Genomic DNA, 13,700 nt, shown 5'->3' on the forward strand with positions numbered 1-13,700 from the left:
TGCCTTGCCTGTCAACGCACTTGTCAACAAGCCGGCGGCGGCCGCGCCCGGGCGCCCCGGTCACATCGCCGCCGTCACCCCACCGCCTTGGCCGCCGTCCGCCCCGCCGTACGGCCCGAGAAGATGCAGCCGCCCAGGAAGGTGCCCTCCAGCGACCGGTAGCCGTGCACCCCGCCACCGCCGAAGCCCGCCGCCTCACCCGCCGCGTACACGCCGGACAGGGGCTCGCCGCCCTCGGTCAGCACCCGGGAGGACAGGTCCGTCTCCAGACCGCCGAGCGTCTTGCGGGTGAGGATGCTCAGCCGTACGGCGATCAGCGGACCGGCCTTCGGGTCCAGCAGCCGGTGCGGGGGCGCGGTGCGGATCAGCCGGTCGCCCAGGTACTTGCGGGCGCCGCGCACGGCGGTGACCTGGAGGTCCTTGGTGAAGGAGTTGCTGATCTCGCGGTCCCGGGCGACGATTTCGCGGCGCAGCGCGGCCTCGTCGATCAGCGGTTCCTTGGTCAGCTGGTTCATCCGCCGTACCAGGTCGCCGAGCGAGCGCTCGACGATGAAGTCCGCGCCCCGGTCCATGAACGCCTGGACCGGTGCCGGGGCGCCGGGCAGCGCCCGCCCCAGCACGTCGCGGACGCTGCGCCCGGTCAGGTCCGGGTTCTGCTCGGACCCGGAAAGGGTGAACTCCTTCTCGATGATCTTCCGGGTGAGCACGAACCAGGTGTGGTCGTGGCCGGTGCGCATGATGTGTTCGAGGGTGCCGAGGGTGTCGAAGCCGGGGAAGAGCGGTACCGGCAGCCGGTTGCCGCGCGCGTCCAGCCACAGCGGGGACGGCCCGGACAGGATGCGGATGCCGTGCCGGGGCCAGACCGGGTTCCAGTTGTCGATGCCCTCGGTATAGTGCCACATCCGGTCCCGGTTGATGATCCGGCCGCCGGCGGCCTCGGTGACGCCAAGCATCAGACCGTCCACGTGGGCGGGCACCCCGGACAGCATCCGCTCCGGCGGCCGGCCCAGCCGTTCGGGCCAGTTGGCGCGCACCAGGTCGTGGTTGCCGCCGATGCCGCCCGAGGTGACGACCACGGCCTGGGCGCGCAGTTCGAAGGCACCGACGGTCTCCCGGCTGCTGGGCATGCCGCGCCCGGCGTCCGACGGCTCCAGGATGTCGCCGGTGACGGTGTCGACGGTGCCCGCGCTGCGCGCCAGGCCGGTGACGCGGTGCCGGAAGCGCAGCTCCACCAGGCCGCGCGCCACCCCGGCCCGCACCCGCCGCGCGAACGGCTCGACCAGGCCAGGGCCGGTGCCCCAGGTGATGTGGAAGCGGGGTACGGAGTTGCCGTGCCCGGTCGCCTGGTAGCCGCCGCGCTCGGCCCAGCCGACGACCGGGAAGAACCGTACGCCCTGCCGGTGCAGCCAGGCGCGCTTCTCCCCCGCCGCGAAGTCCACGTACGCCTCGGCCCACTTGCGCGGCCAGTGGTCCTCCGGGCGGTCGAAGCCGGCCGCGCCGAGCCAGTCCTGCCAGGCCAGCTCGTGGCTGTCGCGGATGCGCAGCCGGCGCTGCTCGGGCGAGTCGACGAGGAAGAGGCCGCCGAAGGACCAGTGCGCCTGGCCGCCGAGGCCGCCGGCCGGTTCCTGGTCCAGGAGGATCACCTTGCGGCCGGCCTCGGCCAGCTCCGCGGTGGCCGCGAGGCCCGCCAGGCCCGCTCCGATCACGATCACGTCAGCGTCGTAGGCCATGCCCGCCCGTTTCCCTCCTCGCCGCGGCACCGGAGGCCCCGGCCGCCGTCGTGGGTACCGATCCTCAGTGCGGGCACGCAGCGCGTCAACCGCGGGTTCGGGTGGCACACCGACGGGGTACCCGGGCGTGCCCGGTGTCGGCGGGCGGGCGGCGGGCGGCGGCACGGCTCGCCATCCTCGGCCAAGTCCCCGTCTCCCCGCCCGACTTGAGGTGCGTGACGTGACGGTGTTCCTGCTGGCCGTGAGCGCGGCCGGCTGTCTGGGCTGCGGATTCGTGCTCCAGCAGAACGCGGCCCAGCGGGCCCCGATGCAGGACTTCCTCTCCCTGCGGCTGCTGCTCGACCTGGCGCGGATGCCGCGCCGGCCGGCCTCGGCTTCATGGTCGCCGGCATGGCGCTGGGCGCGGCGGCGCTGGGCCTGGGCGAGGTCACCCTCGTCGAACCGCTGCTGGCCACGAACCTGCTGTTCGCGATGGCCCTGTCCCGGCGCCTCACCCGGCAGCGGCTGGGCCGGCGGGGCGGGGGCGGTCTGTGGCTGCTGGCGGGCGGCGTGACAGTGTTCATCGTGGCCGGCGAGCCGCACGGCGGCCGGAGCCTCACCCGGTCCGCTGCGGCACTGGCTGGTCATGGGCGCGGTGCTGGGCCTCGCGCTGCTGCTGGCGGCCTGCGCCAAGCGGGTGCGGATGAGCCGGGAGGCGGCGCTGCTGGGCGTCGCGGCCGGACTGCTGTACGGCCTCCAGGACGCCCTGACCCGGATCAGCGGCGAGCGGTTCGGGCGCGGCGGCTGGCCGGCGCTGCTCACCGGCTGGGAACCGTACGCGGTGCTCGCGCTGGGCGTGCTCGCGCTGGTGCTGGTCCAGAGCGCCTTCGAGACGGCGCCCCCGCGCATGTCGCTGCCCGCCCTGACGGCGGCCCAGCCGCTGGCGGGCATCGTGTGCGGGGTCGGTTTCCTGGGCGACCGGCTGAACCTGACCGCCGGGGCGCTCGCCTGGGAGGCGGCCGGACTGGCCGCGGTGGTGGGTGGCATCGTGCTGATCGGCCGTCGTCCGGCGATGCCGGCGGGGGTGACCGGGCGGCTGGAGCGGGTGCCGATGGTGCGCGGGTGGGGTGAGAGGTGACGGGCGGTGGACGGGGTGTCGGGCGGGCGCCCGGCGCGGGTCCGGTTGTCATGTACTCGACATGAAGAGCCCGTTGTGAGAGACCCCTTGACCAGCAGAAACAAGCCCCGGGACCCCTTCCACTTCACGGACGCGGCGCGATACCTCTTCCTACGAACCCCACACAAGCCACCTGAAGAGTGAGGCATGCCATGAACGACGCCCGACCTGCCCCCGAAAGCGCCCAGGACGCGGACGCCTGGTACGTCGACGACCGCTGCACCAACTGCGATGTCGCCCGGCAGCTCGCCCCGGGGCTGATCATCGAGACCCACGGACGCTCCGAAGTGGTCCGGCAGCCACGGGACGCGACGGAGGAACGGCTGCTGCACGCCGCCGCGTTCGCCTGCCCGACCCGCTCCATCCGGCGGCCCGGCCACCGCCTGGCCCCGGAGCTGGACCCGTTCCCGATGCCGCTCGGCGACGGCGACGTACTGCTGTGCGGGCACAACTCGCAGCACACCGCCGGGGCCAACGCCTACCTCCTGCGGCGCCCCGGCGGGACGCTGATGATGGTGGACACACCACGCTGGAGCGAACCGCTGGCCGCCCGGTACGAGGCCCTCGGCCCGGTCACCGACGTCCTGCTCACCCACCGGGACCACGCGGCACACGGCCGCCGGTACGCCGACCGCCTCGGGGCCCGGCTGTGGATCCACGAAGGCGACCTGGACGCCGCGCCGGACGCCGACCGCGTACTGCGCGGCACGCGGAGCGTGGAGATCGGCGACGGCGTGCTCGCCCATCCGCTGCCCGGCCACACCCCGGGCAGCGTGCTCTACGTCGCCGACGAGCGGTACTGCTTCAGCGGGGACAGCTTCTACTGGTCGCGCACGACCGGCGACGTCGAGGTGGCGGACAGCGTCACCTGGTACTCGATCGAGGAGTTGGCCGCCTCCCTGGCCCGCACCGCCGTCGGCCTGCGCTTCGAGTGGCTGCTGCCCGGCCACGGCGACCGGATGCACCTGCCCGCCGCCGACATGGCCGACCGCGTACGGCGGCTCGCCGCGCGCACCCGGGAACTGCGCCCGCGGCCGGTCGACTTCACGGCCGTGCGCTGGTGAGGGCCGTGGCCGTCCCTCGACGGCTAATAATGTCCAGCATTAGAGTGCGCGCATGGCGAGAGCGTCGGGAGCCGCGACCCGGGAGAAGCTGCTGCGCGCCGCGGAGGAGCTTTTCGCGGCGCACGGCGTCGACGGGGCGCAGACGCGGGACATCGTGCGGCTGGCCGGGCAGGGCAACCCGTCGGCCGTGCAGTACCACTTCGGTTCGCGGGCCGGGCTGCTGGCCGCCGTGATGGCCGGGCGGCTGGCCCGTACGGAAGCGGTGCTCGCGCCCGCGCTGGCGGCGGTGGAGGCCCGGTCCGGCGCGGCCGGGCCCGATCCGCGGGCCCTGGTCGGCGCGCTGGTCACCGCCGAGGCGACCCAGCTGCGCGACGACCGGGGCCGCCGCTGCCTGCGCATCTCCGCCCAGTTGACCCACGAGAGCGGCGTCCGCACCCGCACCCCGCATCCGACGCTGGCGGGCACCGCGACCTGGCGGCTGATCGGCCTGGTGGAGGACGCGCTCGCCGCGGCGGGCCTGCCCGAGGCACTGCGGCTGGAGCGGATCGAGCTGGCGCTGACGCTGATCGGCGCGGCGCTGGCCGACCGCGCCCGGCAGCACCTGGCCGGCGTCCGGCCGCTGACCTGCGAGGAGTTCTTCCTCGCCGATCTCACCGGCAGCACGGTGGCGTTCCTGCTGGCCCCCGCCGCCGCCCCGTACCCGTAGCCGGACCGGACCCGCACGCCGCACCACCCCCTTCCCCCAGGCGAGGAGCCGACCATGCCCGACCTGCACGGCAAGACCATCATCATCACCGGCGGGGCCCGCGGCCTGGGAGCCGCTGCCGCCGAGCAGGCGGTCGCGGCCGGCGCGCACGTCGTGCTCACCGACGTGCTGGAGGAGGAGGGCCGGGCGACGGCGGAACGGCTCGGCGAGCGCGCCCGGTTCCTCGTGCACGACGTAACCTCGGAGGACGGCTGGCAGCGGGCCGCCGACTTCACGACGGCCACCTTCGGCGGCATCGACGGGCTGGTGAACAACGCGGGCATAGCCACCGGGCAGCCGCTGGACTCGATCTCGGTGGACTTCTTCCGCAAGGTCCTCGACGTGAACCTGACCGGTGTCTTCATCGGCATGAAGACCGTGATCCCGGCGATGCGCGAGCGCGGCGCGGGCTCGATCGTGAACATCTCCTCGGCGGCGGGCCTCATGGGCCTGGCCCTGACCGGCGGTTACGGTGCCTCGAAGTGGGGCGTGCGGGGCCTGACGAAGATCGGCTCGGTGGAGCTGGGCACGGACCGGATCCGGGTGAACTCGGTACACCCCGGTATGACCCACACCCCGATGACCGCGCAGGCGGGCATCGAGAAGGGCGCGGGCAAGTACCCGAACACGCCGATGGGGCGGGTCGGCGAGGCCGAGGAGGTCGCGGGGGCGGTGGTCTTCCTGCTGTCCGACGCGGCGTCCTACGTCACCGGGGCCGAGCTGGCGGTGGACGGCGGCTGGACCGCAGGGCCGACGGTCCGTTACGTGATGGGGCGGTGACGCGCGCCGCCGGGCCCGCCGCGCCGCGGTACCGGCGGGCTGGTTGCATGGGGCCATGGAAGCCATGGAGCCACAGCAACCGCTGAACGCGGACGAGATCGTCGACGTCGTCGACGAGAGCGACGAGGTCGTGGGGCAGGCCCGGCGCGGCGACGCCTACGCCCACCGGCTGCGCACCCGGTGCGCGTTCGTCCTCGCCCGGGACGCCCAGGACCGGATCTTCGTGCACCGGCGCACCGCGCAGAAGCTGGTCTTCCCCTCGCACTACGACATGTTCGTCGGCGGCGTGGTCGGCGCGGGCGAGACGTACGACGCGACGGCGCTGCGCGAGGCGGAGGAGGAGCTGGGCGTGACGGGCCTGCCGCAGCCGGTCCCGCTGTTCAGGTTCCTGTACGAGACGCCGGAGCACACCTGGTGGTCGGCGGTCTACGAGGTGCGCTGCACGCTGCCCGTACGGCCGCAGGAGTCGGAGGTGGCCTGGCACGCCTTCCTCACCGAGGAGGAACTCGCGCGGCGCATCCCGCAGTGGGAGTGGACGCCGGACGGCATGGCCGCCTGGCAGCGGCTGCTGGAGTGGCGGGCCGCGCGGGAGCGGTAGCGGCGGCGAGCTCCCGCGCGCGACAGGGGAAGGCGAGCAGCCGGACGGCATGCTTCCGCCGGCGACACGGGACGGCGGGCCGCGGGACGGCACCGCGTAGGGTTCTGGCCATGATCCTCACCGACAGGCTGCGGTCGATCGGCGCGGGCGTACGGCTGTGGTTCACGCCCGCGCGCGTCCGCGAGGAGGGCCCGACCCCCGACTACCGCTTCTCGCTCGCCAACGAACGCACCTTCCTGGCCTGGCTGCGGACCGGGCTGGCGCTGGTGGGCGGCGGGTTCGCGGTGGACCAGTTCCTGCCCCGGCTGCACGAGGTGCTGCGGGTGACGTGCACGGTGGTCCTGCTGGTGGGCGGCGCGCTGTGCGCGGTACGGGCGGTCAACCACTGGGTGCGCTGCGAGCGGGCGATGCGGCGCGGCGAGGACCTGCCCGCGTCCCGCTTCCCGGCCGTACTGGCGGTTGCCGTGGGCCTGCTCGCGGCGGCGATGGTGGTGCTCGTCGTCCTCGGCTGGACGCGCTGACCGATGGCAGGTACCCCGCCGCGGGAGCGGCCGCGCCCGGCCCGGGACCCGGGGCTGCAACCGGAACGCACCCGGCTCGCCTGGCGGCGCACCACCCTGTCCTGCACGCTGGTCGCCGTCCTCGCGGGCCGTCAGGTGGTGCGGCAGCACGGCCCGGAGCCGGTGGCGGTCGTGGCGGGCGCGCTGGTGCTGGTGGTGTGGATCGCGTTCGTGGCGGCGGCGCATGTCCGGATGCGGGCGATGTGCGACCGCCGGCCGCCGGCCCTGTCCGCCCGTACGGCACTGGCCCTGGCGGCCTGCACCTGCGCGCTGGCGGTGTTCGGCGCGGCGCTCCTCCTCTGAGTGCCGGTGTCCGGGACGGCCCGGCCCGTTCGGGGCCGGGTGACCCACACCCCACACCCACCCTCTGGACGCCATACCGACTAGTCGGCATGATCGTACCGGCCGCCCGACCGGGGCGGCCGTCCCTTCCGTACGGAGGAGCACGATGAGCAACGGCACCCCTCCCCCGCGGTCCGCGCCCCCGGGCCTCGATCTGGCGCGGCTGCGGGACCACTTGGACCGGGAGCGCCCCGGCACGGTGCGGGGCCCCCTGGATGCCGAGCTGATCGAGGGCGGCCGGTCCAACCTCACCTACCGGATCACCGACGGCACCGGCCGATGGGTCGTCCGCCGCCCGCCGCTCGGCCACGTGCTGGCCACCGCGCACGACATGGCGCGCGAGTACCGGGTGATCAGCGCGTTGCACGGGACGGCGGTGCCGGTGCCCGGGACGCTGCTGCTGTGCGAGGACGAGACGGTTCTCGGCGCCCCGTTCTACGTGATGGAGCTGGTGGCGGGCACGCCGTACCGTACGGCGGAGCAGCTCGCCGCGCTGGGCCCGGAGCGGACCCGCGGTGTGGTGCTGTCCCTCGTGGACACGCTGGTGGCACTGCACGCCGTGGACCCCGCGGCGGTCGGCCTCGGCGATTTCGGCCGGCCGGACGGCTTCCTGGAGCGGCAGCTGCGCCGCTGGGGCAAGCAGCTGGCGGCGTCGAGGAACCGCGACCTGCCGGGCATCGACGCGCTGCACGAGGCGCTGGCCGCCACGCTGCCCGCCTCGCCCGCGCCCGCCGTCGTGCACGGCGACTACCGGCTGGACAACGTGCTGGTGGGCGCCGACGACCGGATCACCGCGGTGCTGGACTGGGAGATGTCCACGCTCGGCGACCCGCTGACCGACCTCGGCCTGCTGGTGATGTACAGCGAGCAGGAGGACCTGCCCGGCTCCCCGATCGCCACCACCCGCGGCGCGCCCGGCCATCCGGAGCCGGCCGAACTGATCGAGCGGTACGCGGCCGGGTCCGGCCGGGACGTGTCCGGCGTCGCCTGGTACACGGCGTTCGCCTACTTCAAGCTCGCGGTGATCCTGGAGGGCATCCACTACCGCTTCACGCTCGGGCAGACCGTCGGCGCGGGCTTCGACCGGATCGGCGAGCTGGTGCCGGTCTTCATCGAGCGCGGCCGGGCCGGTCTCGCCACCCTGACGACCACCGAGGAAGGCTGAGGCGGACCGATGGACTTCGCATTCGACGCCCGTACCGAAGAGCTGCGGGCCGGCCTGCTGGCCTTCATGGACGAGCACGTGTACCCGGCCGAGGCGGTCGCCGACGAGCAGCGGGCCGCGCTCGCCTCGCCGTGGGACACCCCGCAGGTCGTGGAGGACCTGAAGGCCGAGGCGCGCAAGCGGGGGCTGTGGAACCTGTTCCTGCCGGACGAGGAGTACGGGGCCGGGCTGACCAACCTCCAGTACGCGCCGCTGGCCGAGATCACCGGCCGCAGTCCGCAGCTGGCGCCCACCGCGCTGAACTGCGCGGCGCCGGACACCGGGAACATGGAGGTGCTGGCGCAGTTCGGCTCCGGGGAGCAGAAGGAGCGGTGGCTGCGGCCGCTGCTGGCGGGCGAGATCCGGTCGGCGTTCGCGATGACCGAGCCCGAGGTGGCCTCCTCGGACGCGACGAACATCGAGACCCGTATCGAGCGGGACGGCGACGCGTACGTCATCAACGGCCGCAAGTGGTACATCTCCGGCGCGATGCACCCGCGGTGCGAGATCTTCATCGTGATGGGCAAGACCGACCCGCACGGCGCGGACGTGCGCCGCCAGCAGTCGATGGTGCTGGTCCCGCGCGACACCCCCGGCCTCGAAGTCCGGCGCGCCATGCGGGTGTACGGCTACGAGGACCACTACCACGGCGGCCATGCCGAGGTGGTCTTCCACGACGTCCGGGTGCCCGCCGCGAACCTGATCGGCGAGGAGGGCGGCGGCTTCGGCATCGCGCAGGCCCGGCTCGGTCCCGGCCGTATCCACCACTGCATGCGGCTGATCGGGATGGCCGAGCGGGCCATCGAGCTGATGTGCCGGCGGGCCCTGTCCCGTACGGCCTTCGGCGAGCCGCTGGCGCGCCAGGGGGTGGTGCAGGAGTGGATCGCGGACGCGCGGGTGGCCGTGGAGCAGCTGCGGCTGCTGGTGCTCAAGACCGCGTGGCTGATGGACACGGTCGGCAACAAGGGTGCGCACACGGAGATCCAGGCCATCAAGATCGCTACACCGCGCACGGTCGTGGACATCCTCGACCGGGCGGTGCAGCTGCACGGCGCGGGCGGCGTCAGCCAGGATTTCCCGCTGGCTGAGCTGTGGGCGGCGGCCCGCACGCTGCGGCTGGCGGACGGGCCGGACGAGGTGCACCAGCGGTCCCTGGCCCGCCGGGAACTGAAGCGCCACAGGTGACCCGGCGCCTTGTGCGGCGCGGTACGGGCCGCCGGACGCAGGCCGGCGGCCCACTGGACCCGCCCCATTTCCCTGACTAGGGTCAGAGAATGGACGCGGCACAGATCGACCAGGTGCGGCGGTTCAACCGCACCGTCACCGCACGCGTGGGCGTACTCCACGACCACTACCTCGGCCTCGACCGGCCCATCGGCGAGGCGCGGCTGCTCTGGGAGATCGGCGAGCGCGGCCAGGACGTACGGCGGCTGCGCGAGCGCCTCGGGCTCGACTCCGGTTACCTGAGCCGGCTGCTCCGGGCCCTGGAGGCCGACGGCCTGGTGACGGTGCGGCCGCAGCCCCGGGACCGGCGGGTGCGCACCGTCCGGCTCACCGAGGCCGGCCGCGCGGAACACGCCGTGCTCGACGGCCGCAGCGACGAGCTGGCCGGCTCCCTGCTGGCGCCCCTCAACTCCGCCCAGCGCGCCCGGCTGGTCGCCGCCATGGCCGAGGTCGAGCGGCTGCTGACCGCCACGACGGTCACGCTCGACGTGGTCGACCCGGACCACTCCGACGCCCGGCACTGCCTGCGGGCCTACTCCACCGAGATGCAGGAGCGGTTCGAGGCCGGTTTCGACCCCGCCCGGAGCCTGCTGCCCGACGCGGGCGAACTCCGGGCGCCCACGGGCCTGTTCCTGGTGGCCCGGCTGCACGGCGCCCCCGTCGGCTGTGCCGGCCTGAAGCTGCCGCCCGGCGCCGCGGCCGAGGTCAAGCGCATGTGGGTGGCTCCCCGGGCCCGCCGGCTCGGCCTCGGCCGCCGGCTGCTGGCCGAGCTGGAGGAACGGGCCGCGGCGCACGGTCGTGCCGTACTCCGCCTGGACACCAACAAGGCGCTCGGCGACGCGATCGGCCTGTACCGCTCCTGCGGCTTCGAGGAAGTCCCGGCCTTCAACGACGAGCCGTACGCCCACCACTGGTTCGAGAAGCGGATCGGCGGGGCCTGAAGGGCCTCGGAGCCGTGCCGGGGGCCCTTACGGCCGCAGCGCCCGCAGCAGCAGGTCGGCGAGGTGGCCGGCGACCTGTTGCGGCGTCAGCGGCCCGTCCTCCCGGTACCAGGTGCCCAGGTGGTGGACCGAGCCGAAGTGGTAGTCCACGACCAGGTCGGCCGGGGTGGCGCTGCTGAACACCCCGGTGCGCTGGCCCTCTTCGACCAGCGCGCGGAACCGTTCGTGGTAGCGCCGCCGCTCGGCCCGTACCTGCTTGTCCTTCTCGGGCGACAGGTGGTGCATCGAGCGGAAGAAGATCTTCGTGTCGTCGAGGTTCTCGATGGTGGTGACCACGACGTCCGCCGCAGCGTCGCGCAGCCGCTGCGCCACCGGCGCGTCGGCGTCCGCGAAATGGTCCAGCCGCTCCTGCTGGAGCCGCAGCACCCGCCCGTACACCTCGTGCAGCAGGTCGTCCTTGGAGCCGAAGTAGTGGTACAGGGCGCCCTTGGTGACGCCCGCGGCCTCGACGATCTCCTGCACGGAGGTGCGGTCGTAGCCCCGCTCCGCGAAGAGCCGGGTGGCGGTGGCCAGCAGCCGCTGTGCCACGGGTTTGGTGTTCCCGGTACTTCCGGTACCCCCGCCGTCCGTCGTGCCGGCCATCGCCCTCACCTGTCCCTCGTGCGTCGTGCGTCGTGCGTGTGCGTCGTGCGGGTGCCTCGTGCCGCCGCCGGGCGCGCCGCGGCGGGTGCGGTCAGCCGCGCCCGCGCAGTTCCCGCCTGAGGATCTTGCCACTGGTCGTCTTCGGCAGTTCGGGCAGGATCTCCACCTGCCGCGGATACTTGTACGCGGCCAGCCGTTCCTTGCAGTATCCGGCCAGTTCGGCCGGTTCCGCGTGCCGGCCGGGCCGCAGGCTCACGTACGCCTTCACCGACTCGCCCCGGTAGGCGTCCGGTACGCCGACCACGGCCGCCTCGCGCACCGCGGGATGGCCGTAGAGCACGTCCTCGACCTCCCGCGGCCACACCTTGAAGCCGGACGCGTTGATCATGTCCTTCTTGCGGTCGACGACGTACAGCCAGCCGTCCCGGTCCATGAAGCCGATGTCGCCAGTGCGCAGTTCACCGTCCGGCAGGGCCTCGGCGGTGGCGTCCGGGCGGCGCCAGTAGCCGGGCACCACCTGCGGGCCGCGCACCGCGATCTCGCCCTGTTCCCCGAACGGCACGTCCCGCCCCTGGCCGTCGATGATCCGTACGACCGTGTCCGGACCCGGCACACCGACCGCAAGCGTGCCGGAGGCCGGGTCGACGGGCGCCTCGCGGCCGGGCGGGACGCTGGCGCAGGGGGCGGTGCACTCGGTCAGCCCGTAGCCGTTGTGCAGGTACGGGCCGAAGTCCGCCCGGAACGTCTCGACCAGCGCGGGCGGCAGCGGCGCGCCGCCGGACGAGAGCGAGGAGAAGGACGCGAAGTGGTCGCGGGTGGCACCGGGCCGGGCCGTCAGCGCGAGGTAGGCGGTGGACGGGCCGACCGTGTAGGCGGGCCGGTGCTCCAGGAAGGCGTCCAGGACCACGTCCGGCTCGAAGCGGTGGGCCAGTGCGAGGGTGCCGGCGTTGGTGAGGCAGGCGGCCAGTTCGCAGACCATGCCGGTGATGTGGAACAGCGGCGCCAGCGCGAAGTACGTCGCGCCGTCGGGCAGCCCGAGACCGGTGCGCTGCCGCTCGGCGTTGTACGCGATGTTGCCGTGGGTGTTGGTGGCGCCCTTGGGGGTGCCGCTGGTGCCGGAGGTGTAGCTGATGAGGGCGATGCCGGCGGCGGACGGCGGCGCCGCACCGGGCGGCTCGCCCTCGTACGCGCGGGCCGCGGCCAGCAGGTCGTCGGCGCCCGCACGCGGACCGAGCCGTTCGCCGCGCAGCACCCGCGCGTCGTCGCGCGTCTGGAAGTCCCGCTCGCAGGCGGTCAGGGCGATCCGTACGGACGGCACGGCGGCGGCCGTGACGCGCAGGAAGGCGTCCCAGGTGTGGTCCGCGCAGACGACCGCGGTGACCTCGGCGTCGGTGAGGACGTGCGTCATCTCGGCGGACTTGTACATGGGATTGACGGGGACGGCGATGCCGCCCGCTTTCCAGACGCCGAGCAGCGCGAGGACGAAGTGCGGGGTGTTCTGGAGCATGACCACCGCGCGGTCGCCGGGCCGGAAGCCGCGCGCCGCCAGGTGCCCGGCCACGCCGTCGCTCAGCGCGTCGGCCTCGGCGTACGACAGGCGGCCGTCGAAGTAGGCGAGGGCGGTGCGGTCCGGGACCCGGCGGGCCGCTTCCCGGAAGGCGTGCAGGGCCGAGGGGTGCGGGTGCACGGGGGCACGCTGGGCCTCGGTGAGCTGGGCCAGCCACGGCTTGTCGGCGTAGGAGGTCATCGGACCGCCCCCTCGCCGGCCGGGGTGGCGGTGGCATCCGGCCGCCCGGCGTCTTCCAGCTTGCGCTGGAGGCGGTTCATCCCGCCCAGCCAGCGCTCGGTGTCGGCCGCCCGCGCGGTGTAGTACTCGCCGACCTCCGGATGCGGCAGCACCAGAAAACGTTCCTCCTCGATGGCCGCGAAGAGCGCGTCGGCCACGGCCGCGGGCTCGATCGCCGTCGGCGTCAGCACCAGTTCCCCGGCGGCCCCGGTGCGCGCGAGCATGTCCGTACGCACCCCCTGCGGACAGATGGCGTGCACGGCTATGCCCCGGTGCCGGTACGTCAGCGCCAGCCACTCCGCGAAGGCGTAAGCGCCGTGCTTGGTGACGCTGTACGGGGCCGCGCCGACCATGGTGAGCAGGCCCGCCGCGGACACCGTGGACACGAACCGGCCCGCGCCGCGCTCCAGCCACCCGGGCAGCAGCGCCCGGGCGGCCCGTACGTGCGCCATCACGTTGACGTCCCAGGCCAGTTCCCAGTCGGCGTCCGGTGCCTCGGGACCGCCGCCGGTGCCGACCCCGGCGTTGGCGCAGAAGATGTCCACCGTGCCGCCGAGGGCGTCGCGGGCCGCCGGCACGACGGTGGAGGCGTCCCCGGGGACGGCCACGGCGCCGGTCTCCCGCGCGGTCGCCTCGGCCTTGGCCGCGTCCAGGTCGTTGACCGCCACGCGCGCCCCTTCGGCGGCGAAGCGGCGGGCCAGTGCGGCACCGATGCCGCCGCCCGCGCCGGTCACCACGACTGTCTTGTCCCGTACGGCTTCCACTGCGGTCTCCCTCGGTCGCCCCTGGCTCGTCCTGACCCGGCTGCCAGGCAGACTAACCAGTCGGTATGCCGGAACGAAAGGGCACGGCACCGCCGTCCGGGCGGGGCCGGAGCGCCGTCGGCCGGGTACGGGACCGAGCGCCTGCCGGGTCCGGCGTGCGGCGC

The 13,700-nt window shown here is 74.2% G+C and carries 13 protein-coding genes and 1 pseudogene; 10 read left to right on the forward strand and 4 right to left on the reverse strand.

Annotated features, from left to right (window positions below):
• Window positions 1–74 precede the first annotated feature (74 nt).
• Complete coding sequence (locus ACH4FX_RS26465) at window positions 75–1,730, reverse strand: FAD-binding dehydrogenase (RefSeq protein ID WP_398482946.1); 1,656 nt, start codon at window positions 1,728–1,730, stop codon at window positions 75–77.
• 220 nt (window positions 1,731–1,950) lie between these two features.
• Here ACH4FX_RS26465 and ACH4FX_RS26470 point away from each other — a divergent pair.
• The 10 genes and pseudogenes from ACH4FX_RS26470 to ACH4FX_RS26515 all read left to right on the forward strand — a co-directional run bounded on the left by ACH4FX_RS26470 (window position 1,951) and on the right by ACH4FX_RS26515 (window position 10,344).
• Window positions 1,951–2,847, forward strand: a pseudogene (locus ACH4FX_RS26470) (DMT family transporter).
• Window positions 2,848–3,038: 191 nt separating this feature from the next.
• Window positions 3,039–3,950, forward strand: coding sequence for an MBL fold metallo-hydrolase (locus ACH4FX_RS26475; protein ID WP_398482948.1), 912 nt, complete (start codon window positions 3,039–3,041; stop codon window positions 3,948–3,950).
• Window positions 3,951–4,002: 52 nt separating this feature from the next.
• Entirely contained in the window at window positions 4,003–4,656 is a 654-nt protein-coding gene (locus ACH4FX_RS26480; RefSeq protein WP_398482950.1) for a TetR family transcriptional regulator, read from the forward strand.
• Window positions 4,657–4,710: 54 nt separating this feature from the next.
• Window positions 4,711–5,475 (forward strand): glucose 1-dehydrogenase, encoded by a 765-nt coding sequence (locus tag ACH4FX_RS26485; protein ID WP_398482952.1) that lies wholly within the window; start codon window positions 4,711–4,713, stop codon window positions 5,473–5,475.
• A gap of 64 nt (window positions 5,476–5,539) precedes the next feature.
• Entirely contained in the window at window positions 5,540–6,073 is a 534-nt protein-coding gene (locus ACH4FX_RS26490; protein WP_398483134.1) for an NUDIX hydrolase, read from the forward strand.
• Between the two features lie 110 nt (window positions 6,074–6,183).
• Window positions 6,184–6,594, forward strand: coding sequence for a YidH family protein (locus ACH4FX_RS26495; RefSeq protein ID WP_398482954.1), 411 nt, complete (start codon window positions 6,184–6,186; stop codon window positions 6,592–6,594).
• Between the two features lie 3 nt (window positions 6,595–6,597).
• Entirely contained in the window at window positions 6,598–6,936 is a 339-nt protein-coding gene (locus ACH4FX_RS26500; RefSeq protein WP_398482956.1) for a DUF202 domain-containing protein, read from the forward strand.
• Between the two features lie 145 nt (window positions 6,937–7,081).
• A complete protein-coding gene (locus ACH4FX_RS26505; protein WP_398482957.1) occupies window positions 7,082–8,140 on the forward strand; it encodes a phosphotransferase family protein in 1,059 nt (352 codons plus the stop codon).
• A 9-nt stretch (window positions 8,141–8,149) separates the two neighbouring features.
• Complete coding sequence (locus ACH4FX_RS26510; RefSeq protein ID WP_398482959.1) at window positions 8,150–9,364, forward strand: acyl-CoA dehydrogenase family protein; 1,215 nt, start codon at window positions 8,150–8,152, stop codon at window positions 9,362–9,364.
• Between the two features lie 89 nt (window positions 9,365–9,453).
• A complete protein-coding gene (locus ACH4FX_RS26515; protein WP_398482961.1) occupies window positions 9,454–10,344 on the forward strand; it encodes a GNAT family N-acetyltransferase in 891 nt (296 codons plus the stop codon).
• Window positions 10,345–10,371: 27 nt separating this feature from the next.
• Here ACH4FX_RS26515 and ACH4FX_RS26520 read toward each other — a convergent pair whose 3' ends face one another.
• The 3 genes from ACH4FX_RS26520 to ACH4FX_RS26530 all read right to left on the reverse strand — a co-directional run bounded on the left by ACH4FX_RS26520 (window position 10,372) and on the right by ACH4FX_RS26530 (window position 13,536).
• Window positions 10,372–10,986 (reverse strand): TetR/AcrR family transcriptional regulator, encoded by a 615-nt coding sequence (locus tag ACH4FX_RS26520; RefSeq protein ID WP_398482963.1) that lies wholly within the window; start codon window positions 10,984–10,986, stop codon window positions 10,372–10,374.
• A gap of 91 nt (window positions 10,987–11,077) precedes the next feature.
• A complete protein-coding gene (locus ACH4FX_RS26525; protein ID WP_398482965.1) occupies window positions 11,078–12,733 on the reverse strand; it encodes a class I adenylate-forming enzyme family protein in 1,656 nt (551 codons plus the stop codon).
• Entirely contained in the window at window positions 12,730–13,536 is an 807-nt protein-coding gene (locus ACH4FX_RS26530) for an SDR family oxidoreductase (RefSeq protein ID WP_398482967.1), read from the reverse strand. Before ACH4FX_RS26530 ends, ACH4FX_RS26525 begins: the two co-directional genes overlap by 4 nt.
• Window positions 13,537–13,700 lie beyond the last annotated feature (164 nt).

The sequence above is a fragment of the Streptomyces sp. NPDC018019 genome (assembly GCF_044327805.1).
Lineage (GTDB): Bacteria > Actinomycetota > Actinomycetes > Streptomycetales > Streptomycetaceae > Streptomyces.

Coding starts and splice junctions, on each gene's coding strand:
- ACH4FX_RS26525 (WP_398482965.1), bottom strand. CDS start 12,733: ATGACCTCCTACGCCGACAAGCCGTGGCTGGCCCAGCTCACCGAGGCC.
- ACH4FX_RS26465 (WP_398482946.1), bottom strand. CDS start 1,730: ATGGCCTACGACGCTGACGTGATCGTGATCGGAGCGGGCCTGGCGGGC.
- ACH4FX_RS26510 (WP_398482959.1), top strand. CDS start 8,150: ATGGACTTCGCATTCGACGCCCGTACCGAAGAGCTGCGGGCCGGCCTG.
- ACH4FX_RS26495 (WP_398482954.1), top strand. CDS start 6,184: ATGATCCTCACCGACAGGCTGCGGTCGATCGGCGCGGGCGTACGGCTG.
- ACH4FX_RS26480 (WP_398482950.1), top strand. CDS start 4,003: ATGGCGAGAGCGTCGGGAGCCGCGACCCGGGAGAAGCTGCTGCGCGCC.
- ACH4FX_RS26485 (WP_398482952.1), top strand. CDS start 4,711: ATGCCCGACCTGCACGGCAAGACCATCATCATCACCGGCGGGGCCCGC.
- ACH4FX_RS26515 (WP_398482961.1), top strand. CDS start 9,454: ATGGACGCGGCACAGATCGACCAGGTGCGGCGGTTCAACCGCACCGTC.
- ACH4FX_RS26475 (WP_398482948.1), top strand. CDS start 3,039: ATGAACGACGCCCGACCTGCCCCCGAAAGCGCCCAGGACGCGGACGCC.
- ACH4FX_RS26520 (WP_398482963.1), bottom strand. CDS start 10,986: ATGGCCGGCACGACGGACGGCGGGGGTACCGGAAGTACCGGGAACACC.
- ACH4FX_RS26505 (WP_398482957.1), top strand. CDS start 7,082: ATGAGCAACGGCACCCCTCCCCCGCGGTCCGCGCCCCCGGGCCTCGAT.
- ACH4FX_RS26500 (WP_398482956.1), top strand. CDS start 6,598: ATGGCAGGTACCCCGCCGCGGGAGCGGCCGCGCCCGGCCCGGGACCCG.
- ACH4FX_RS26490 (WP_398483134.1), top strand. CDS start 5,540: ATGGAGCCACAGCAACCGCTGAACGCGGACGAGATCGTCGACGTCGTC.